The organism is Paenibacillus mangrovi, assembly GCF_022898935.1.
In the GTDB taxonomy this organism is placed as follows: domain Bacteria; phylum Bacillota; class Bacilli; order Paenibacillales; family Paenibacillaceae; genus Paenibacillus_AQ; species Paenibacillus_AQ mangrovi.
Genome location: NZ_JALIRP010000006.1, coordinates 1 through 21,511, shown reverse-complemented (window position 1 = coordinate 21,511; position 21,511 = coordinate 1). Strand labels below are relative to the sequence as shown.

At 44.9% G+C, this 21,511-nt stretch carries 18 protein-coding genes; 6 read left to right on the top strand and 12 right to left on the bottom strand.

What is annotated here, in order from left to right:
- Positions 1-69: 69 nt before the first annotated feature.
- The 3 genes from MUG84_RS15275 to MUG84_RS15265 are packed head-to-tail and all read left to right on the top strand — an operon-like array spanning position 70 to position 3,014.
- Positions 70-1,287 carry a quaternary amine ABC transporter ATP-binding protein gene (locus MUG84_RS15275; protein ID WP_244726140.1) on the top strand — a complete coding sequence of 406 codons (1,218 nt, stop codon included), beginning with the start codon at positions 70-72 and terminating at the stop codon, positions 1,285-1,287.
- On the top strand, positions 1,265-2,101 hold the full coding sequence (locus MUG84_RS15270) for an ABC transporter permease (protein WP_244726138.1): 837 nt from the start codon (positions 1,265-1,267) through the stop codon (positions 2,099-2,101). The genes MUG84_RS15275 and MUG84_RS15270 overlap by 23 nt, the downstream gene beginning before the upstream one ends.
- A gap of 1 nt (position 2,102) precedes the next feature.
- Positions 2,103-3,014, top strand: a complete 912-nt coding sequence (locus MUG84_RS15265; protein WP_244726136.1) for a glycine betaine ABC transporter substrate-binding protein — start codon at positions 2,103-2,105, stop codon at positions 3,012-3,014.
- Positions 3,015-3,132: 118 nt separating this feature from the next.
- On the opposite strand, the gene MUG84_RS15260 is transcribed toward MUG84_RS15265, so the two are convergent.
- The 3 genes from MUG84_RS15260 to MUG84_RS15250 form a co-directional block, all read right to left on the bottom strand.
- Positions 3,133-3,897, bottom strand: a complete 765-nt coding sequence (locus tag MUG84_RS15260) for a DUF6081 family protein (protein WP_244726134.1) — start codon at positions 3,895-3,897, stop codon at positions 3,133-3,135.
- A 61-nt stretch (positions 3,898-3,958) separates the two neighbouring features.
- Complete coding sequence (locus MUG84_RS15255; protein WP_244726839.1) at positions 3,959-4,870, bottom strand: prenyltransferase; 912 nt, start codon at positions 4,868-4,870, stop codon at positions 3,959-3,961.
- A gap of 381 nt (positions 4,871-5,251) precedes the next feature.
- Positions 5,252-7,927, bottom strand: coding sequence for a discoidin domain-containing protein (locus MUG84_RS15250; protein ID WP_244726133.1), 2,676 nt, complete (start codon positions 7,925-7,927; stop codon positions 5,252-5,254).
- Between the two features lie 226 nt (positions 7,928-8,153).
- Here MUG84_RS15250 and MUG84_RS15245 point away from each other — a divergent pair, with 226 nt between their 5' ends.
- On the top strand, positions 8,154-10,379 hold the full coding sequence (locus tag MUG84_RS15245; protein ID WP_244726131.1) for an MMPL family transporter: 2,226 nt from the start codon (positions 8,154-8,156) through the stop codon (positions 10,377-10,379).
- A gap of 22 nt (positions 10,380-10,401) precedes the next feature.
- Positions 10,402-10,842, top strand: coding sequence for a hypothetical protein (locus MUG84_RS15240; RefSeq protein WP_244726129.1), 441 nt, complete (start codon positions 10,402-10,404; stop codon positions 10,840-10,842).
- A gap of 182 nt (positions 10,843-11,024) precedes the next feature.
- Here MUG84_RS15240 and MUG84_RS15235 read toward each other — a convergent pair whose 3' ends face one another.
- From MUG84_RS15235 to MUG84_RS15195, 9 genes are all read right to left on the bottom strand, one after another.
- On the bottom strand, positions 11,025-11,738 hold the full coding sequence (locus MUG84_RS15235; RefSeq protein ID WP_244726127.1) for a glycosyltransferase family 2 protein: 714 nt from the start codon (positions 11,736-11,738) through the stop codon (positions 11,025-11,027).
- A gap of 67 nt (positions 11,739-11,805) precedes the next feature.
- Entirely contained in the window at positions 11,806-12,801 is a 996-nt protein-coding gene (locus MUG84_RS15230) for a phosphotransferase enzyme family protein (RefSeq protein ID WP_244726125.1), read from the bottom strand.
- 341 nt (positions 12,802-13,142) lie between these two features.
- Complete coding sequence (locus MUG84_RS15225; RefSeq protein WP_244726123.1) at positions 13,143-13,700, bottom strand: hypothetical protein; 558 nt, start codon at positions 13,698-13,700, stop codon at positions 13,143-13,145.
- Positions 13,701-13,900: 200 nt separating this feature from the next.
- Entirely contained in the window at positions 13,901-14,446 is a 546-nt protein-coding gene (locus tag MUG84_RS15220; protein WP_244726122.1) for a M23 family metallopeptidase, read from the bottom strand.
- A 293-nt stretch (positions 14,447-14,739) separates the two neighbouring features.
- Entirely contained in the window at positions 14,740-16,329 is a 1,590-nt protein-coding gene (locus tag MUG84_RS15215; protein WP_244726120.1) for a M56 family metallopeptidase, read from the bottom strand.
- 2 nt (positions 16,330-16,331) lie between these two features.
- Positions 16,332-16,694, bottom strand: coding sequence for a BlaI/MecI/CopY family transcriptional regulator (locus tag MUG84_RS15210; protein ID WP_244726119.1), 363 nt, complete (start codon positions 16,692-16,694; stop codon positions 16,332-16,334).
- A gap of 315 nt (positions 16,695-17,009) precedes the next feature.
- On the bottom strand, positions 17,010-17,789 hold the full coding sequence (locus tag MUG84_RS15205; protein WP_244726117.1) for a class I SAM-dependent methyltransferase: 780 nt from the start codon (positions 17,787-17,789) through the stop codon (positions 17,010-17,012).
- Between the two features lie 272 nt (positions 17,790-18,061).
- Positions 18,062-19,882: a M56 family metallopeptidase gene (locus MUG84_RS15200; RefSeq protein ID WP_244726115.1), complete on the bottom strand. Its 1,821-nt coding sequence runs from the start codon at positions 19,880-19,882 to the stop codon at positions 18,062-18,064.
- Positions 19,879-20,262, bottom strand: a complete 384-nt coding sequence (locus tag MUG84_RS15195) for a BlaI/MecI/CopY family transcriptional regulator (RefSeq protein WP_244726113.1) — start codon at positions 20,260-20,262, stop codon at positions 19,879-19,881. The genes MUG84_RS15200 and MUG84_RS15195 overlap by 4 nt, the downstream gene beginning before the upstream one ends.
- Positions 20,263-20,651: 389 nt before the next feature.
- Between MUG84_RS15195 and MUG84_RS15190 the strand changes: the two genes are divergently transcribed.
- On the top strand, positions 20,652-21,511 hold an 860-nt coding region (locus MUG84_RS15190; RefSeq protein WP_244726111.1), incomplete at its 3' end, for an IS110 family transposase.

The following is a 21,511-nucleotide window of genomic DNA, read 5'->3' as shown; positions in this document are numbered from 1 at the left end:
TTAGAGCAATAACAGATAAGAGATACGTATTAGATTTAATTTAGAAATGGCTTCTAAGGGGGAATTGATTTGTCCATCTTACAGCTTCAAAAGGTAAGCAAATTGTTCGGGCCGCACGCGGAAAGCTGCGTTCCGCTGCTGGAACAAGGTTGGACCAAAGAAAAAGTGGCAAAGGAAAAATCCGTAACGGTCGGTGTGAATCGGGTCAGTCTTAATATTGAAGAGGGCGAAATTTTCGTCATTATGGGATTGTCCGGCAGCGGCAAGTCGACGCTCGTACGCATGCTGAACCGTCTGATCGAGCCTACCTCCGGGGAAATCCTGGTGCACGGCAAAGATCTGATGAAAATGAACAAAGAGCAGCTGCGGAACGTTCGCCGGAAGACCATCAGCATGGTTTTCCAGAAGTTCGCGCTGTTTCCGCATCGCACCGTTCTTGAAAATGTGGAATACGGCCTCGAAATACAGAAGAAAGAAAAACGGTTGCGCCGCGAAAAGGCGAAGCAGTCGCTCGAGCTGGTTGGTCTGAAGGGCTGGGAAGATAAACGCCCCGATGAGCTGAGCGGCGGGATGCAGCAGCGTGTGGGTCTGGCCCGGGCGCTCGCGAACGATCCCGAAATCCTGCTCATGGACGAAGCGTTCAGCGCGCTGGATCCGCTGATCCGCCGGGATATGCAGGATGAGCTGCTAGATCTGCAGGAGAAGATGAAGAAGACGATTATCTTCATCACCCATGATCTCGATGAGGCGCTCCGTATTGGCGACCGCATCGCGCTGATGAAAGATGGTACTGTTGTGCAGGTCGGAACGCCTGAAGAAATTCTCACGCAGCCCGCCAACGCTTATGTGGAACGCTTCGTGGAGGATGTCGACCTTTCAAAGGTGCTGACTGCTTCCCATGTCATGCGCCGTCCGGAAACGATCATGGCGGACCGCGGACCACGCGTCGCCTTGGAATTGATGCGTGAACGCGGCATATCGAACCTGTTCGTCGTTGACCGCACCAAGCGCCTGCTCGGTGTCATCACTGCGGAGGATGCTTCGGCAGCCATGCGCAGCGGAGGATCGCTCGAGGACATTCTTATTGTCGACGGCCCGAGGGTACTTCCCGATGTCGTAATTAATGAATTGTTCGAAATCACCAGCCTTGCGAAAGTTCCGCTGGCCGTCGTCGACGACCAGAACCGCCTTCTTGGCGTCATCGTGCGTGGAGCCCTACTTGGAGCCCTTGCGGGAGAAAATAGCTCTAAGGAGGTGATACCGGATGCAGAAAATACCACTGGATGAATGGATTGAGACGCTCGTCAGCTGGATGGGGGATCACTTAACGTATCTTTTCGATATGATCGCCGGTGCTGTTGAGGGTATCGTCAATGGTTTTACCTGGCTACTCATGCTGCCTCATCCTTTTCTCTTCATTATAATTCTAGGCATTCTCGCCTTCCTGGTCGGACGCTTGTCGCTGACCCTGTTCTCCGTCATCGGCTTCCTGTTGATCTACAATCTGGGCTACTGGTCCCAGACCATGGATACGCTGAGCCTGGTGATTACCTCTGCCCTCATTTCCGTTGTGCTTGGCATTCCGCTTGGTATCTGGTGCGCGTACAGCAAGGGTGCATCCCGGATCATTACGCCGCTGCTTGATTTCATGCAGACGATGCCGGCATTCGTATATTTGCTGCCTGCCGTAACCTTCTTCAGCCTTGGTGTCGTGCCGGGTGTCATTGCTTCGGTGATCTTCGCGATACCGCCAACCATCCGCCTGACGCTGCTCGGCATACAGCAGGTGTCCAGCGAGCTGACGGAAGCCGCGGATGCCTTCGGCTCCACGTCGGGCCAGAAGCTTTTCAAGGTACAGCTGCCGCTAGCTCTGCCGACGCTGATGGCGGGCATGAACCAGACGATTATGCTGTCGCTGTCCATGGTCGTGATTGCTTCCATGATCGGCGCGCAGGGGATCGGCGCAGAGGTATACCGCGCAGTGACCCAACTGCAGATCGGCAAAGGCTTCGAAGCCGGACTGGTTGTGGTTATTTTGGCCATTGTACTTGATCGTTTTACGCAATGCTTATTCAAATCCGGTAAACAAAGGAGAAGATAAGATGAAAAAACAAGGTAAATGGATGACACTGCTAGGACTCGCCGGTGTATTGATGCTCTCTGCCTGCAACACAAACAACAGCGCGGATGATAAGACGAATCACGGCACCAGTACGGAATCCTTCGGCAAGCAGGTCAAATACCAAATCATCGGGATCGACCCTGGTGCCGGCATCATGAAGGCGACAAACAAAGCCATCGAGGAATACGGCCTCTCCGACTGGAAGCTAATCGAAGGCTCCGGCGCCGCCATGACGGCTACGCTTGCCAAGGATATCAAGAACAAAAAGCCGATTATCATCACGGGCTGGACACCGCACTGGATGTTCTCCAAATATGACCTTAAGTTTCTCGATGATCCGAAAAAGGTATACGGCGATGCAGAGGAAATTCATACCATTGCCCGCAAAGGCCTGAAAGAGGATGATCCAACTGCTTATACCTTCCTGGACCGCTTCGAGTGGACACCGGATGAAATGGGCGAGATCATGACCGCGATCGAGGAAGGCGCCAAGCCTGAGGAAGCGGCCAAGAAATGGGCCGACGAGCATGAGGACCGCGTGAACGAATGGACCAAGGATCTGAAGCCCGTAGACGGCAAAACGCTGAAGCTCGGCTACGTAGCCTGGGATTCGGAGATCGCCAGCACGAACTTGCTTCAGTATGTGCTTCAGGATAAGCTCGGTTACAAGGTGACTGCTCTTCAGGTCGAAGCAGGCCCGATGTGGACGGGTGTGGCCAATGGAGACGTGGATGCCACCGCTGCCGCATGGCTGCCGCTGACACATGCCGATTATATGGCTAAATTCAAGGATAAGGTCGATGATCTTGGAGCCAACATGACCGGCGTGAAAACCGGACTGGTCGTTCCATCTTATGTGGACATCAGCTCGATCGAGGATTTGAAGAAATAAAATATGTGCGAGAGCCCGCTCTTTTCACATACAATGAGTCAGAAACAAAAGAACTCCAGGAACCATAAGGTCCTGGAGTTCTTTGTTATTTCTAAATCAAGTTCTTTAAAACTTGGTTCTACTCTTCGTCCTTCGACTTCTTCTTGCCTTCAGCACGATCGTTGATCGTTACTGTTACAGGCGAATATTCCGCGGTCACCGTTTGGCCATGGATGGACACGCTGCCTTCCGGAGAAATATCCTTCTCAGTCATGATGCCGAGCGCGATCGTAAATTCATTGAATTTGATCGGGACGTTCTTTTCGCGGCGGATCTCCACCCCGTTCAGGTAAAATACCGCTTCGTCGCTGCCGCGATCATACGTGATTTTGTACGTATTGAATTCACGGGCTTTGAAGTTGGTATCTTCTTTGAAGATGCAAAAGTAACGCGTTTTATCGGACGGCGGCACTTCTACACCCGGGAAAGGAAGCACGGCATAGACGCTTGCGTATTTATCGTTTCCGGCAAAAAAGTCGAGCGCCGCGCCGGTTGTAAAATCGAGCAAATTGAGTGAAACATAGCCGTCATACAGATCGCCCGGAACCGTATTTTGAGTGCGTGCACGAATTTGCAGCTCAAAGCTGACCTCACCTGACTCAGGCACCTTGATCGTTTCTACGGAATAATACATATGCTTGGCGTTGTCCAAAATTTGAATCTGATCATTTTGGCGGCTCAGCGGAGCCCGTACATACAAAATGCCGTTACGTACAATCACCACCGCGTTCGGTTCGCGGTATTCCCAGAAGGAGCCGTCCGGAAGCGGAAATCCGCCTACTTTCCAAACTTCGCCTTCCGATAAGATGGTATGAAAATCACCGATGACTTTTTGTTGTTCCATGTTACCTTAGACTTCCTTTCTTTGATGGATCAGTACCGGTCCATAGAATGTAAGGATGATATCAGATCAGTCCTTGAATGAATAAACAAACAATCATAATGATACCGCTCAGCTGCGTGGATTTAACGGATGCGCCCATTAAAGGCAGATAAGCATGAGAAGTGTTGTGCGACTTCAGCTTACCGTATACCTGATACAACGGAAACATAGCAGGGAGTGCAATTAATCCGTATATCGGAAGCGCTCCGGCAATCGCGCTAATAATGAGCGTTACTGCAGCGAGCAGCAGTAGAAATCTCGAGAACGTCAACGCTCTTTGCTCGCCCCATACGACGACCAGCGTACGTTTACCTGCTTGACGGTCAGCCTGCCAATGCAGGAAATGGTGGTTAAACAATATCAGTGTGGTCAGCAAGCCGATCGGCAGAGACAGCAGCAGAGCTCTCAGATCCAGGTGCGAGGTTTGAACATAATACGCGCCCATCACCGGAAGCACGCCGAAGGAAAGCAAAATCGCTATTTCGCTGTACCCTTTTCCCCGGTAGCCGAATTTCAGCGGAGGAGCCACATAGAAGTAAGCGATGAGTCCACCCAGAGCCCCAAATACAAATGCCCAAATACCGGAGAATATCGCAAGCACGATGCCGCAACCGGCTGCCAAAGCGAAAAGCCCCCAGGTAACGGCTGCAAATTTACGGACGCTCCAGATCTGATTAGTCAAAAATCCGGAGTTCGTGGATACCGCATCGACGGTTTCTTTGGCTGCTATATCTGTCCCGCTTTTGTAATCCCACAGATCATTGATCATATTGGAGAACAAATGGGCAGCTGCAGCCCCCACCAACGTTATAAGGAACAGCCAGACGTTGAATACCCCGTCCCACACAAAAGCCCCGAGTGCGCCAAGCGCAACCGGAATAAGCATAACGGGCACAACGCCAAACCGTGATGCCTTTCTGAATTGTTTGAGCATGTTAGACACAATGCCCCTTTCCTCTTAAAATACCCGTTCCGGGAATATCGCATTCGCACGGAATAAGACTAGAATATTACCGACGAAACAAATGATAATTTTCACAATCCTTCCTATTGGAAGCAGCTGAGATTGAGAAGAACCTGCTTTTTAATAGGAAGAAAGTTGTGTCTTTCTGCTATTTCAGAATAGCATATTTTATCGGATTTTGACATGGAATTGTAGAATTTACATGGGTAAAGAATGCTAATTGCCATATAAAACAAATAAGTAGTATTTTATCGCGGACCTGAATCAGATTCGGGACCCCTATCAATCTAAAAAGCTATGGCCGCCGTATGAAGGCATGCGGCATGACCATAGCTTTTGGTGAAATCAGATTCAGCGTTTGATATTGTCGAGTGCTTTTTGACCCAGCCGATTCAGCAACTGCTGCTTATACAGACTCTCCACCTTCACATGCTGGCCGAGACTTTCCCAATAGCCGTCATTTCGTGGTCGTGGATCATAGTCGCTCGGGACAAGTCCCGACACCTTCGGTCCTGCATGCCCGATTGCATAATTCTGGGCGGTTGGCGGCTGCTGCGAGGTCATCTCATCCTCGGTATTCCAGGATACATAGTTCGCCCCTGCCCAGCCGTGTCCGCTGCCCAGCCAGCCTCGGTCGCGGATGGAGATCGGCGCGTCGATGTTATCGAATAATCCGCCGACCGACCAGCGGTGATGCGGCTCGCTCGTATTATAGTTCTTGACAGCCTTTCCATCCAAGAAGACGTTTGGCCCTTGTACGCGGCTGTCCACGACAAAGGCATGCCGAGCGGTCTCCGTGTAAATCCGCTGCACGAAATTCAGCTGCCCCATTTGATGTATGACATACCGACGGCCGCCTGTAATGATGCTGACCATATCATACATATTGCTGTCCTGAACCGTAATCCACTTGGAATTGCGGCTCATCTGCACTAGTGAATAGGACAGATGATAACCCGTTACATCACGCACCCAGCCGTTCTTCACGCTGTTGAAAACCACTAAGCGCTCGGCATGCTTTTCATCTGCATAATACGGGTCAGTCTTGTCGTTATCCATTACCGTGTCCATGACGCTTGGATCAAAGGCCGAGTCGGCACGCATATTTTCCACGCCTACCTGCTCGATTCGGGCACTGTCCGTGTATTTGAAAATTTGCCCTCCGCCCCATTTACGTTCAATCGCGTTTGCAATCGGCGCATCAACGGTAATGCTGTTGCCATCGATGGCCGTAATGACACGGTCAAAATCCAGGTTAAACGGCGCCCACTGGGTCACAGTGCCGCCCGGACGGTTATAAATGTAATCCATACCGATTTCATGAATCCAGTTTTTATCGCCAATACGGCGAACGACGATGGTATCTCCCACATGATAGCTGCTGGCATCATCTACATGGAAAGTGCGCGAACCGGACGGCACGTACAGATCCGTTATCGTCTCCATCGAGCTGTTGACGATGCTGAGCCCCGTGCTCTCCCCGATCTCGATCAAGTTGCGCGGGTTAGCCCCGGTACCATAGATCAGCGTACCTTTTTCGTCCTGCCCCTCACCCCGGAGAACGATACCGCTGGCATTAATTTTCAGCGTACCGCCAACTTCGTATTTTCCTTTTTTGAGCAGAACCGCTCCCCGGAATCCATCCTCGCCAACCGGCATTGCGGCGACCTGATCGATGGCTACCTGAATGCGGGCCGTATCATCCCCATCTCCTGGCTTCACTGTCGCTTTTACTTTAACATCCGGCAGCTTCACGCCGCCGCCCATATAGCCGACGTTCGAGAAATCCAGGATTTGATTCCCCCTGAAGTCGCTCACATACACCAGCTTGCCATCCTTGCCAAGAAATGCGATTTGACTTTGGTCCTTCGGAATTTTATTGTTTGCCCACACGGTAAAATAGAACGAATCGTACACCAGCGTTTTGCCTTCCTGCTCCATTTTCAAGCGAATTTCATATCGTCCTTCCTTATCGGCCTTGCCTTGGGGCGTCCACTGCTTAGCCTCTCCCTTGCTTACCGTTGTGGGATCCAGCTTGCAAATCACCTTGGAACCGTCGTAAATCAGCTCACCGCTGAGCGTACCGTTCACATTGGAGACCGTCGATACGGAAGGATAGGCATCCTTCGGTTCGATTATGGCCGACTGGCCGATTTCCGCCTTCATATGCGAATGGCTCAGTGTGGAGTTCATCACATAGATTTCATCCAAAAAAGCAACGGGATCATCGACCACGATCCAGAAATCATTAGTCTTCAGCTCCTGGGCTGCCTGTACAACACCATGGACAAGCGATGCACCGACTTGATTGGCGGTAAACGTGCCCGAAGGGTCGATGCTTACATCCTGCGTAGAGGCGATAAAGGTTTTCGCATAGGGCGCCAGGTCCACTTCCTGTCCCGAATCGAGCTCTCCCTTCAGCACCAGCGTTCCCTTACTGCCTTTATTCAGCCTGACTTCGGCGTTATTCGAGTATTCCTTCCCGCTTGTATCCGTAAAATAAATCCGCTTTAGTCCGGCTGGAGCAGAGCTCTCCGTACTGTTATACACCGCCAGCTCAGAGAGCTGCACATTCAAGTCCTTGCTCATATTCAGATTGAGTTTGATGTATCTTGCTGACACATTTTCGAACATCGCTGCCTCCGTTGCCGTAAGATCCTTATTTTTGCTATATACCTGATTCCAACTGCTGCCGTCATCCGAATAAAGAATTTGGTAGTCCTTCAGATTATCCGCGCGATTGAGATGTATTATGACCTTGTTGAAGGTTTCCTGCGCTCCCATATCCACCGATATCCAGACGTTCATATCGTCCTGACGGTCGGCAGCGAGCGGCTGCCATACCGTCGAGGCATCGCCGTCCACGGCGTTATCGGCCTTGCCGGAGCTTGCCTTTGTGGCTTTGCCAAGTACCAGGTTGACAGCTGGATCGCTGGCTGCAGACGCTTTTTCCCTGCCGCTTGATACCACAGGAAGCATCAGCAGCAGGATCATAAAACCGAGGCCAAGCCTTTTCATAGAACCCATCAATAAAATCCCACCTCTCTTAAATTGAAATCGCTCACATTTTAACTCGCACGGATGTGGAATGACATGTCTTTTTTAAAGATGGGATTGTGTTTTGTTATGAAAATGTTATTGGAATGGTGTAGGTTTTACGGCGTTTCTCCATATTTGTAATTTTTTGTTCATCCTCCGTTCACATTACTTTCCTACAATGGCTTTGAACCTAAAAACAGGAGGCTTAAAAGCCATGTTGAAACAGTTTGCGAATACATTCACTCATTTCGTCAGCAGTCGCAAAGGCGCTTGGACCGTACTAATCAGCTGGATTGTCATCATACTTATACTAAGTCTGGCCGCCCCCAGTTCCAAACCATACGCCGTGAACAGCGGCGAAGGTAGCGTACATAACGACACGCCATCAACGGTAGCGCAGCAAATCATGGATGAGCATTTCCCTACCAAGGACGGGCTGACCGCCCTGCTCGTTTTCCATGACCCAAACAAAATCTCGGATGCGGATCGGACTGTCATCTCCGACATCAGCAAGTGGCTCTCATCTGCAGATAAACCGCAGTATGTATCCGCTGCTCTTCCTTTCCACCAGCCTCCGAAAAACGTTCAGGACAAAATGCTATCAGAGGATCAAACAACCATGATTCTGAACGTCAGCTTGCAAAAGGATCTGCAATCGAGCGAGAACTACGATACGATGCAGCAGATCCGTGACCATGTGAAAGATATGAACACCGGCAGCCTGCAGATGGAGATTACGGGTCCGGCCGGCATCGCTTCAGACACGACGACGTTATTCAAAAATGCGGACTTTGTCCTGATGCTGGCTACCATCGTACTGATCCTGGTCATTCTCATCGTGATTTACCGTTCGCCGCTGCTGGCCGTCATGCCGCTTATCATCTCTGGCATGGTGTATATGGTGGTTGACCACATCATCGGACTCGGCGGAAAATACGGCTGGTTTGTCGTGGAAAAGCAGTCGCTTTCCATCATGATGATTCTACTCTTCGCCGTATTAACCGATTACTGTCTCTTTATTATTGCCCGCTTCCGCGAGGAGCTGCGTAAGACGGAGAAGCACGAGGCCATGAAGCAGGCTCTGACTCATGTAGCCGAGCCGATTCTGTTCAGCGGCGGCACCGTCCTGATGGCGATGATCATCTTATTTACCGCTATCTTCAAGCCTTACAACCATTTCGCGCCCGTCTTTTCGATCGCAATGGTCATCATCTTGATCGGTGGGGTCACACTCATTCCGGCGTTGTTCACCCTCCTCGGCCGCAAAGCCTTCTGGCCGTTTGTTCCTAAAGTGGGGCCAGATCAGGCCAAGTCCAAGAAGGAAAGTACCTGGAACAAAATCGGCAGCTTTGTCACCCGGAAGCCTGCCTTTACCGCAGGAGTTCTGCTGGTACTGCTGCTGGCTTCGTCGGTTAATCTGTTTGGCATGAAGTATTCCTTCAACCTCATGAAGTCGTTCCCTGAAAATATTTCATCCAGACAAGGCTTTGAAATTTTGGAGCAGCAATTTCCGCCTGGTCAGCTTGCACCGGTAACCGTTCTGCTTAAGGCCGATCATCCTATCAATGTCGATGACAAATTCGTCAAACAGGTGGCTTCCCTCAGCGACAAGCTCAAATCCGAAGGGCGCATCAGTTCCATCTCTCCGGTTATAACGCCGGAGCAAGCAGGTGGTGTGCAACTGCCTGAGAAGATGCTGTCCGAATCGGGGCAGGTCGTCAAACTTCAGCTCACGCTCGAGGATAACCCGTATGATCCGGTAGCTCTGGATAAAGTTGCACAGCTCCGCAGAGATAGCAGCAACCTGTTGAAGGATAGCGGATTCTCACCGGAGCAGTACTCCCTGCATTTTGCCGGACAAACGGCCGAGCAGCTTGACGTTCGGATCATGAATCAGCGCGATACGATTGTTCTGTTCATATTCATTACGCTGTTCATCTCCGTCATGCTGACATTCCAGGCACGTTCTATTAAAATGGCAGCAACCATGATTCTGACCATGCTCCTGTCCTATGCGGGAACCATGGGGCTTGGATGGCTCATCTTCCATGAGTTTATGGGATATGATTCCGTCAGCTACCGTCTTCCGGTATATACATTCGTCTTCCTGATCGCACTTGGCGTGGACTACAACATTATGCTGGTTTCCCGCATCCGGGAAGAAGCGAAGAAATATGAATGGAAAGAAGCCGTTAAACGCGGCGTATCGCTGACAGGCGGCGTCATCTCCTCAGCCGGTATCATTCTGGCAGCCACCTTCTGTGTATTAATTACGCAGCCGCTGCAGGAGCTGTTCCTGTTCGGTATCCTAATGGCTATGGGCATACTGATCGACACGTTCCTCGTACGGGGCATGATGCTTCCTGCCATTCTGACGATCATCGGCGGCGGCAAGCGCAGCGCAGACCATAAAAATAATCTTCCGGTTTATCCAAAGTAAAAGGCGATAAGGAGGAAAGCGTATGTTTGGATTTATGCTGTTTTTACACTTTGCCGGATTGCTTGCCTGGGTAGGTGGTCTGATTGTCATCATCGTGATGATCGGCATGCTCAGCAAGCAGCTTGGTTTATCGCAGGATTCCAATTTGCTGGCACGCAGGACTGTGAGTGTTTTCAGCTATCTGGCGCATCCCGGGGCTGTACTCGTGCTCGGCAGCGGCCTCTACCTTATACTGAACATGGGATCGGGCAGCAAGCCGCTTTGGCTGAGTATTATGGAAATGGGCGGCGGCACCATCGCGCTACTGTTCCTGATCATAACCGGCATACTCGGAAGCAAGGTCAAGAAAAAACTGAAGGCCGCCCATGGGCAGCCTGTCAAAGTAACCGGATATTTAACGACGATGACCGCCTTCATGGTGCTTGTTCTAGGCGTCGTACTCGTTGTAAGCTTGAAAATTTAGCTGCAATACTCATCATACCGTGATTACACCAAAGGTCGTCCCAGCTTCTACAACTGAGGCGGCCTTTAATGCATCTGGGCCAAAAGAAAAGGAGCGTAAATGTTATCAAGACCTAAATTTAAAAAATCCACCCTCAAGTGTTGGATTTTTTTATCACCCTGGGAACGCCGCGATCAATTACTTTACATCTCTCGATCTGCGATCAAACGGTAGTTTCTAGTTACTGCTATTGCCTTACTCCCGTTCAAATAATATTCATCTCCAGCTCTCCACGTGTGACTTCTTTTGTTTTTTCTGCGCATATATACATAATTAAAAGGCGATGTGGCGTATGTTTTGTAACCTTTGTTCTTGCAATCCGTCAAAAAGGTAACATCCTCTCCTAAGGAACGATCCGAAAAGCGGACCTTATTTAACACTCGTCTTCTAAATAAAATCGTACCTCCCTGCACAAAGTCCACATATTTATTTTTTTCCTCGGGCGACCTGATAATCAGCTTCTTGGTAACCATTAGGTACACAAGACAAGCATGCTTTCCGACAACATCACTTTTCGTGCGTCTGAGCGCTTTAACCTGCTCCTTTAAGTAAAACGGCGAGTAGTAGTCATCATCATCAAACTTAGCGATTAACGGGAATCTGGTTTTGATGATTCCACAGTTTAAACATTGCCCTAATGATATTTCTTCGGGTACCTTATATACCGCGACATTGTCATAGGTCCGAGTTTTGTCTCTAAATTGTTCCAGATTCATGCTGTCGTTATTAAGAATGATGATTAGTTCTTTATTTCTGTATTGCTGATTTCTATAATTTTTTAAAATATTATCAAAAAATTGAGGGCGATTGGTGCATGTGATAATAGAAACGCCACTATTAGCCGCTGCTCTATTCAAAATTGTCACCCCTTTTCGTATCAGTCCTTCAACATATGAAATTGACTAAACTACGGTGTCGGCTTCTCTAATTTGATAAACCTACTTGATTGATTTGATAAAAAACCATTCTACCTTTAAGTAAAGATTTACAAAGTTCAATCAGACTTGGTACATGTTCGCGTATCCTCATATGCTTTTCTTCTCTGCTTATCAGAAATGCGTAGTACTCGCAAATATTCAAAAACATCAAGTCCTCTAACTGTGCGATGTCTATTTTTCCTGATATCATATTAGAGTAGCCGGAAAGCAGATCATCCCGTAATTCATTTTTTATAAAAAGGGCAGCCAAAGCGACATCCTTTGCGTAATATCCAAACCCGGATAATCCGAAGTCAATGAATGAAATTCCCTTTGATGTACGGATTAAGTTGCTATAGTGAATGTCGGAATGGATGAATCCCCATGTTTCGGAACTTTTGCTCAATCCTTTCATCCGATCGTTTACTAGCAAAATAGCCTCTTGAAGAATTTGAAATTCCTCGGTAGCGATCACACCCATTCCTTCGCCTGATTGCAATTTGGTCAACATGTTATTTATCCACACGAGCCCATATTCGGGTCTTATAAAACTTGGACCTTGCTTAAAATTCCGCGAAAACTGATGTAAATCTGCAATACGCTTTCCCAAGGTACTAACCATTTCCTTATTGGTGAAATCTCTTTTGGACATGGTATCCCCGAAAACCCATTTCAATACTGAACAATGCACTTCTTCGCGTTCAATGACAACGCTTGTTACGAGTTCACCGTTTAGATTCGGAACAGGGATTTGAACAGGTAATTCGGAATGAGACGACCAAGATAACAAATATTCTAGTTCCGACTGAATCGCCTCACGTTTGTTTTGTACACCCTGCATGTTTTTTGTTATTGGTTTATGCATTCGTAACAAGTAAGTATCTTCAGTTCCCTTTTCCATTACCTTGTAAGTAATGTTTTCATTATGACGGATAAATTCAACGATAGGATCGAGAAAAGAATATTTCAGTACAACTTCCTTAAAACATTCAGTATAATCCATAGATTGTCACTCCTTTGCATTTTGAACTATCGTTCCTTGTTGGCCATACTTACAGTGCAATCGCCGCGGTCGCTTAAATAACATACAATTTATTAAAAAAAAGTTATAGACTTATACTGAATTTTTTTATATAACATTATGTATATATGGAATTTTTAGGGATGTATTTTCGCTATCTTCGATTGGCAATATTGGTAAACTGGCACATCATTTGTGCCGGTTTTATTTCTTTTGTTAACGTAATCTGCCCGTTAGTTAAGAAAAGGCAGCTGCTCAAATACCAGCTGCCTTCAAATGTCTTTATTGAGCTATCGTTCCCAGTTAGCTTAATGGAGTTATTGTTATTGTTTTTCTTTCACTTTTTCCCATTCTGTATGCAATTCAGCAAATTGAGCCGAAATCCCATCCCAATCGTTATTATTAAGCGAAACATAAAAATTGTCTACTTTCGATACGATGTTGCTCAGTTGGGATATGCGTGCTTTATCTTCCCTTGTTAATGGTCCAGGTTTTCCGAGAATATTCACCGCGTCACCCCACCAATCGGAATACCATAGGGAGATATCATTCATATTCGTACTATCCTGAAACGAAACTTGTGAAGGAAAATGACTAAATGACCAGTTCGCACCTACCAGACTCTCGTTTGCGTAGGCAAGCCAAATGAGGAATGAATCCCTAGTCTTCACGTCATCCCAACTGTTTTCTTTATTAAAGGTATCAATTTGTTGTTGAATCGTGGATATAAAGTAAGCTCCGCGAAGTGCCATTTGAGTAACATGTTTTTTTTCACTATTATGCGCCATCCGTAATTCATAGTTTTCCCATACTGCAATTCCAATCCCAGCGACGGAAAGTGCGATTAGAAACCGTATAATGATTCTGTTTTGTTTTGCCACGTCAGTTCACCCTTTGAGTTAAATCGTGATGCGATACTACGTTGAATTAGACGCAAATACTCATACTGAGTTACTGCCTCATGCTCTCCAATTTATGGAGATAATTTTACTATCCTGCCCGTTAGCTGAACAGATTACCGTTCGTGATGGCAGCTTGATATCTATCGTGTCCCGTTAGTTGAATCAAATCTGCTTCTATTCTAAAGATAATACCCCTCATCAGTTAGTTGTTTAAGGTGATTCCCCATTTCCCTTAAATCAAATCTTATTTGAAGAGGTGTATTGCCTTTCCAGGCTCCTATATGAATGTGAGGATGTCTAGAATAGCCGTTGTTCCCCACTCTAGCGACTACATCCCCTGCCTTTATAAAATCACCTTCCGACACATTTGTATCCTTAATATGGGCATACACTACCCTCACACCATCATTCCTTAAAAACCTTATACTACTTGCTCTAGATTGAATATAGCACCCTGGGTTATTAGTGTTTGGGTTAATATATATTGCTTCAACTATACTATCAAATGGGGCAAGAACTTCAGCGTCCCACCCGTACCAGTCTTCATTATTCTTTCCGTCATTTTTATGCTTTCTCATCCATCCGTCTTCAAATTTCTCAATTACACAATCGCAACCTAATGCATCTCCAATATGATGTAATTGTCCCTCTGGGTGTTCAGATACAGTGAAGGCATGCTTGTGAATTGGATGAATAGTAACTGCCTCTATAACTGCTGTGTCCATAATATATTTCCCATCCTTTATCGACCGCTTTTTTTAAAAAACTTTTCTCCAATAAACCCCAATTTCCTTTAAATTCAAAGTAATGGTTGCGTTAAACTGCCCTTTATTTCAATAAAATAAGCAGGCTTAGGCAGCCTGCTCGACAATGTATGATATTCAGCTATCGTGTCCCGTTTAATGATCCGTACTTCTACCTATGATACGGTTCACCGTAACACTCAAAGGGCGAAGTCTTCCGTTTTGCAGGAGGACTTCGCCCTTAAATAATAAGTCAACCTCATATTTCTGAATGCTCAAGAGTTCAGTTCAGATTCAAATTTTTCAAGCTTTTCAGAAACACCATCAACCCATACTTGGTCATCCCACAGTTTTGGATCATGAAGTTTTCTATCAGCGGGATGTCCTGTTACAATCGTATCTACACCATCTTTGTTTCCAAAGTACAAATCAACTATTTTTAATGCCTTGTTTTCAGCCTGAACTAACATCTTGAGGGTCCTTGCTGACCCTTGGTTCGAAAAAGGTAAACTTACGTAGTAGACATTTCCATCATGTCTCTTGAGCTCTGCTTTCTTAAATTCATTTTCTAAACCGAAAATCACACCAGATCCTCCGTTTAATTCCCTTCTTTGTTCTAATTCCAACATTTTATTTGTAAATTTAAGAAGATTCTCATTAGATATGTAGTTTTTAAATGATACTGCTTTTTGTTCTGCAATAGCTCCGGTATATAAATTTAAAAAAGCTTTTCCAAATGTTACAACGGTTTCTTGATCATCATCGCTAATTTGATTTCCTTTAATTGAAAATTGTTGATTTACTAGGTCACTTAATATTTCTGCTGCTGATTTCTCCGGTAGTTCAAAAGAAACTTCTTCACCTGATGGTATATTCTTTGAGCCAGTAATTTGTTCTAATTCATCTATCCCCTTAATTTTAGGATTTGCTATCAATCCAATCCCAACTGCTATCATAATGACAATTGAGAAAACAAGTACCCAGAACCTTGGCTTTCTATAATTTAACACGTTTTTAATCCTCCCTTTTACATTTCCCTCACCAAAAGCAAGCGGACTTCCATTCAAAATATGTCTATCAGTAGCAAGCGATAATAATGAAGACGCGTAAGATTTTTTTATATCAATATCAGAATTCATCTTGTTCAGTACACGTTCATCACAGGAAAATTCCATATCCCTACTCATTAATATGAATGCTACCCATACAAGAGGATTAAACCAGTGCACGGACAATACCAAGAAGGCTGCTAGCTTAATGATATGATCATATCGTTTAATGTGAGTCTGTTCGTGTAGCAGGATGTAGCTGCGCTCCTTAGCATGAAGTCCAACAGGCAAATAAATCTTTGGTCGTATCAAGCCAAGCACGAACGGTGTTTTCAAATTCTCAGCTTCGTAGATATTCTGCTCTATGAATTGTGCGTTTTTAAGCTGTTTCTTCAAGAGTAATACAGATACAAGGCTATAAATAAGCAATACCAACATACCCAAAGCCCAAATATATGAACCGAACTGTATATAAATCTGCAAAGGATCTACACTATTCCCAACAGTCGGTGCCGGTAGTGTCCCGCTTACAAATGAATCGACCACCTCTAACCCACTATTAATCTGTGGACTTTGTTGATGTATACTACCTTGAGGGATTGGAGGGATCGGATTGCTATCCCTATTCCTTGGCAACAGACTAAATACACTCTCAAATGTGAATGGAACGACAAGTCGGAAAGCTACCACACCCCATAAGGCATAAGAGATGACCTTCGGGGCTTTTTTAAGTAGTAGCCTGATTAATATCACAACAAGAATGACATAGCTTGCTGTGAGGCTCATATTTAAAACTGACACAAATAGTTCGCTCATGATTACACCTCGTTGTGCTCATCAATCAGTTTTTTCAGCTCCTCCGCTTGGCGGTTACTTAATTTTCTTCCTCCCATAAACGCTGTTAAAAATTTGGGCAATGACCCTCCATAGGTATCTTCAACGAACCGTACGCTTTGATTTGCGTAATATTCATCCTTTGTAATCAAAGATGAAATTACTGAATTTTCATTTTGAAAAAAACCTTTTTCACACAATTTTTTCAGCACGGTATAGGTTGTAGACTTTTTCCAATTCATTTCTTTTTCACATAGTTTCACAAGATCACCAGAACCAATCGGTTCGTTTTGCCAAATTAGATCGGTAAACTTTATTTCACTCTCTGTAAGTTTGTATCCTTTCATTTTACCACTCCTCGGTCTATAAGTTATAGACCATATATATCTACAGTCTATAACTTATAGACCAAATGTCAATAGTAATTTCCAACTTATTAGAAATCCCCAGTCGTTTATTTATCGTACGAAAAAAACCACCAATTAAGAGTAATAACCCCTTATCCAGTGGATAAATTAGCCGTCTCTATAATTTCGCCCTACTTATGGTACGGTTCTCCGCAATGTATAAGCACAAAGTTAAATTTGACCACAAAATATACATCAATATATAAGACAAAGCCACTCCCGACAATGGAGTGGTTTTGTTGGCTTGTAATTTAATTATGATCTTGTAGCTTCATAAACGAATTGTTGTTTTCCATTGGTGGGTAACTTCCCGAACTCAAAATCCGCAGATACTGTCACATCGGTAAAACCGATACTTTCTAGAATGAACTTAAACTCTTCCACTCCATACCACCGCTTTGCAAAACGTTGTAATTCGGTTTGAATTAGTTTGCCATTACGCCACTTTTCATACTTTAAATAGTCAACTCTGTATTGGTTAAAGAATAAATCAGCTTCGACACACTTACCTTCCATAGTGATAATGTCACCATTTGGTAAGTGATATGTTGCTGAACCTCCCCAGATTCCACTATCTGAACTGTTGTAATTATTGCTAGGTAAATGTAGGTCTAGCATAAGTCGCCCACCTATTTCTAGATGATCGTAAAGCCGTTTTAAGACTTCTATCGCTTCAGACCGTTGTTCTATTAATAAAAATGAACCACCAGGAATAATGATTGCTTCGTATTTGCTAGGCAATGCAAGTTCTTTTAAGTCAGCTTGATACAAATTGGTTTTTAAACCATGAACTTCACAACGTTGTCTGCATGAATTTAACATCTCAGAAGAGTAGTCTACTCCATCGACAAGAAGACCCGATTTAAGAAGTGGAATGATGACACGTCCAGAACCAACCATTGCTTCTAAAACTCGTCCCTCGCAATGTTTAAGTCTTTCTTGATAGTATTCAATATCTCCGCTAAATGATTGCCCAATTTTCTTGGTTAGGTCATAGACCTCCGTGCATAGTTCACCATATTCACTAAAAGACATGTATACTTTCCCTCCGTTTTTGGATTTGTACGGAAGGGATTAGTTAAAGCAATTAACCCTTCCGTGCCTCAAAAATAACTGTTTTTCCAACGGATTTAATGGTTCTCATGATAATCACTCGCTTTCTAAAAGGATATTTCCATATTACACCACACAAAAAATTGGGACAACAGTAATACTTAGTCATTATTGATGGCTGCCTTTTCTTAAAGGTTATTGCGGTATTGTGTCCCGTTAGCGTAACGAATCATTTTCCATATTCCCTAATGAATTTATTGAATGGGTTGAAATGAAACATTCCATATTCCATCATCGTCCTTAATCATTTGAAAGTTAGACTTGCTTCCCGAGTTAGACTGATACTCAATATATCCTTCAAAGTCGCTTGTTTGTACAAATTCACCTGATTCGATATTTTTAAATGTACTGAGGACTTGTTCTTCTGTCCCTCGATCTGAATCCGGAATTTTTTCGTCATCTTCTTTGGTCCATTGCACAAACCCTTCTCTATCCGTATATAAGGCATATTCGACATCGTATTTATTGTCCAATTTTGCTTGAACGTATAACTTGGCTATACTAATGGGTTCTAATCCATTTAAATGCTGCTCATTTAAGTCTTTTTGAAAGTTGTTATAAACCTCTTGTTCTTTGGCTGATAACATCTCATTCGGTTTTGTATCTGACCCTTGCTGGTTATCATTTGATTCGGCATTCGTTACTTTCTTAAGTTCTGACAAAGTAATGAATCCATTGTGTGTTGTTACCCATATAATGGTCCCATTCTTCTCAAATACACGCATTGCGCCCATTTGCTCTGTTTTCTTTTCATTCCATCCAGAGGCTTCTATTTCTCTAAGAAAATGGTCGGGAATACTCTTAATTTCATCAGCTTCGTTCCAAATATATTTTGCATAGCTCTTTATATTTGGGTTTTTCGCTTCTCCCTTAGTTAGCTCAGCATCATTCGGAACCGGAAAATCAGGATTAACCACTGAAGGCTTAACTTCTCTTGGATTATCGTTTGATTTGGCGTCCGTCAACGCACAACCGCTAATCAACAGCATAACCATTAGGCCCAACAGAGACCATTTCTTGGTGTTCATACTAAATGAAGCTATCATAACAACTCTCCTCTTGAGCTCTTTTTTGTTGCTGGAAATACTCGCCGCTCCTGCCAGCCTGATCGGGTTCGAAAAGCTTTCCAACAATCTAATTATCGTTAAGGCATAGTCCTTCGTCTCCTCCGGGTTGATGCGAGTTAATGCTAACGAATCACAGGCGATTTCCTGGTCATCCCGCATTTTACGGTAAGCGTACCAGAGCAAAGGGTTGAACCAGTGCAACGTCAGGAGAACATTCATCAGCCAATTCATGGCGATATCATTTCGTTTGATGTGTGACATTTCGTGCAAGAACACGTGCCGGAGCTGGCTTACATTCAAGGCATTCATGACGGATCTTGGGAGCAATATCTTTGGTTTGATCGCACCAAACAAGGTCGGGCTTGAAACATGGTTCGTTTCGACTAAAACGATGTATCGCTTGAGCTTCAATTCATTTTTGCATTGTTCAAAGACAGCTCTAATCGTCTGATCTTCGATGCTCGGCTCTCTATTTAATTTAGCCGCCAACCGTATGTTGGCCACGAGAATAAAGCCTAGCAGTGTTACGACGCCGATCAACCATACTAGAGACAGGATTTGCAAAGTTGATATCGATTTCGGAAATTCTTCAGACTTGTTTACTAGGGAGTCGCTTTCGTTATCGTTATGTAGAGCAGAGTCGGTTGGTTGCACAGCTGTTACTAAACTATTTGCTACTGCAGGTTCGTTTGGCTCAAAAGTATGACCTCTATCATTGGTCGATTCCTGCTTTTCTATTGGTAAAATGTTGAACACACTGAACGAGCTTTCTGGTGTCCACGGCAACATTAATCGAAGAATCAGAAGAGTCCACAACAAATAACTCCAGCTCGGTTTCAATTTGTCTTTCAAAAGAATTTTTGCAATGAAAATGAAGAGAACCAGTACACAAGCCATCGCTGAAGTCGTGATGATCCATATAAACAAGTCGGTAAGCAGTGACATCATTTGGCCGAATCCTTTCTCTTCTCCAGAATTCTTTTCAGTTCGTCTATATCCTCTTGGGTCAATTTCTCATCGTTGAGGAAGTTCACTAGCATCGGCTTCAATGCCCCACCGTAAATTCGCTTAATGAATGACTGCGTTTCGTATCTCATGCATTCATCTTCATTGACCAGAGGATAGTATAGATAGATTCTGCCTTGCTGGGTGTAACCGAGAGCATTCTTTTCAACCAGTCTTGTGATCAACGTTCTTACCGTCTTGGGATTCCAATCTTTATTTACTTCCAATACTTGAATCACATCGTTTGCAGAAATCGGAGAGTTAGCCCATAAAACCTTCATTACTTCCCATTCCGCATCGGATATTTTAGGTATCTCCTTCATGAATATGCATCCTTCCCAATTAGACTACATGTGTAATCGTTAATGTAATACTACATTTGTAATCATGCTTCGTCAATCCTCAATAATAAAAAAATATAAATAAGGCTACCATGATAGCAGCCTTATAGTTGAACTATTCTGCCCGTTCGTATTATGAGGTCACCAGATCTTTCTGGTGGACCTCATTTTTGTGTGGTCGTAAGATAGCGGTAGCCGGGGATCGAACGTTTCTGCCCGTGGGACTTGGATCCCGAGAGCTATTCTGTTCATCCCCCCTACTTGTTCAACCATGGTTAGGCTGGTTGGGACGTTGATCCCGTATCACATGCGATAGTGTGGAAGACAAGAAGGTTAGGGGTTACCGGTGAAAATACTACAGGAGTGATGTCATGAATCCAGTCATTGGTTTGGATGTGTCCAAGGGAGAGAGCCATGCACAAGCTTTTTTAGACCGTGGAGTACCTCACGGGAAGATCTTTAGATTTAATCATGATCTAGAAGGATTATCGTCTTTTCTTAATTATGTTAGAGCAGTGGAATCTGCTGCAGGGATGAGCCCTTGCATTGTAATGGAGGCAACAGGACATTATCATAGCCCTGTTGTTCAGTTTCTTGATGAGCACCAGTATCTGTACATCGTCATTAATCCGTTAATCTCATATGAAGCAAAAAAAACTAATTTGAGACGGGTCAAGACGGATGCTGCTGATGCCTATCAACTTGGGGCGCTGTTCTATAAAGAAGAGTTTGAACCCATCAAAAAACGAGGTCAGCATCTCATGAATTTACGCTATCTCACTCGTCAGCATGAATCTTTAACGGGTATGTATGTTCAAGCGAAGCTGCAGTTCCAGGCTATTCTAGATCAGGTTTTTCCTGAATACCATGGCGTGTTCGGTGACCTCTATTCGAAAGTTTCGCTTCGATTTCTAGCCTTACATCCAACGTCTAAAGAAGTCCTGGGTATGACTGTGGAAGAGATTACAGCAACAATAGGGCGCCTTACAGGACGCGGTAGATCTGTCTTATGGTGTTCGGAGCACGCTCAAATCTTAGTAGAAGCAGCAAGGCGAAATCCCTTTAAAGAGACGGCTTTTCCAAGTCATTTGATCTCCATGCAGTTGCTCATCAAATTGCTTCTTCAATACCAGGATCATCTAGCAGACCTTAATAAATCGATAGAGACCCTGGCTGAAGAGTTACTTGAATATGATTTAATCCAATCGATACCCGGTATCGGCACTAAAAT

What these genes read in the sequence shown, in the direction of transcription:
- MUG84_RS15215 (WP_244726120.1), bottom strand. Translation starts at nt 16,329, where the DNA reads ATGAGCGAACTATTTGTGTCAGTTTTAAATATGAGCCTCACAGCAAGC.
- MUG84_RS15250 (WP_244726133.1), bottom strand. Translation starts at nt 7,927, where the DNA reads ATGGGTTCTATGAAAAGGCTTGGCCTCGGTTTTATGATCCTGCTGCTG.
- MUG84_RS15260 (WP_244726134.1), bottom strand. Translation starts at nt 3,897, where the DNA reads ATGGAACAACAAAAAGTCATCGGTGATTTTCATACCATCTTATCGGAA.
- MUG84_RS15265 (WP_244726136.1), top strand. Translation starts at nt 2,103, where the DNA reads ATGAAAAAACAAGGTAAATGGATGACACTGCTAGGACTCGCCGGTGTA.
- MUG84_RS15205 (WP_244726117.1), bottom strand. Translation starts at nt 17,789, where the DNA reads ATGTCTTTTAGTGAATATGGTGAACTATGCACGGAGGTCTATGACCTA.
- MUG84_RS15210 (WP_244726119.1), bottom strand. Translation starts at nt 16,694, where the DNA reads ATGAAAGGATACAAACTTACAGAGAGTGAAATAAAGTTTACCGATCTA.
- MUG84_RS15230 (WP_244726125.1), bottom strand. Translation starts at nt 12,801, where the DNA reads ATGGATTATACTGAATGTTTTAAGGAAGTTGTACTGAAATATTCTTTT.
- MUG84_RS15245 (WP_244726131.1), top strand. Translation starts at nt 8,154, where the DNA reads ATGTTGAAACAGTTTGCGAATACATTCACTCATTTCGTCAGCAGTCGC.
- MUG84_RS15255 (WP_244726839.1), bottom strand. Translation starts at nt 4,870, where the DNA reads ATGCTCAAACAATTCAGAAAGGCATCACGGTTTGGCGTTGTGCCCGTT.
- MUG84_RS15270 (WP_244726138.1), top strand. Translation starts at nt 1,265, where the DNA reads ATGCAGAAAATACCACTGGATGAATGGATTGAGACGCTCGTCAGCTGG.
- MUG84_RS15195 (WP_244726113.1), bottom strand. Translation starts at nt 20,262, where the DNA reads ATGAAGGAGATACCTAAAATATCCGATGCGGAATGGGAAGTAATGAAG.
- MUG84_RS15220 (WP_244726122.1), bottom strand. Translation starts at nt 14,446, where the DNA reads ATGGACACAGCAGTTATAGAGGCAGTTACTATTCATCCAATTCACAAG.
- MUG84_RS15200 (WP_244726115.1), bottom strand. Translation starts at nt 19,882, where the DNA reads ATGATGTCACTGCTTACCGACTTGTTTATATGGATCATCACGACTTCA.
- MUG84_RS15240 (WP_244726129.1), top strand. Translation starts at nt 10,402, where the DNA reads ATGTTTGGATTTATGCTGTTTTTACACTTTGCCGGATTGCTTGCCTGG.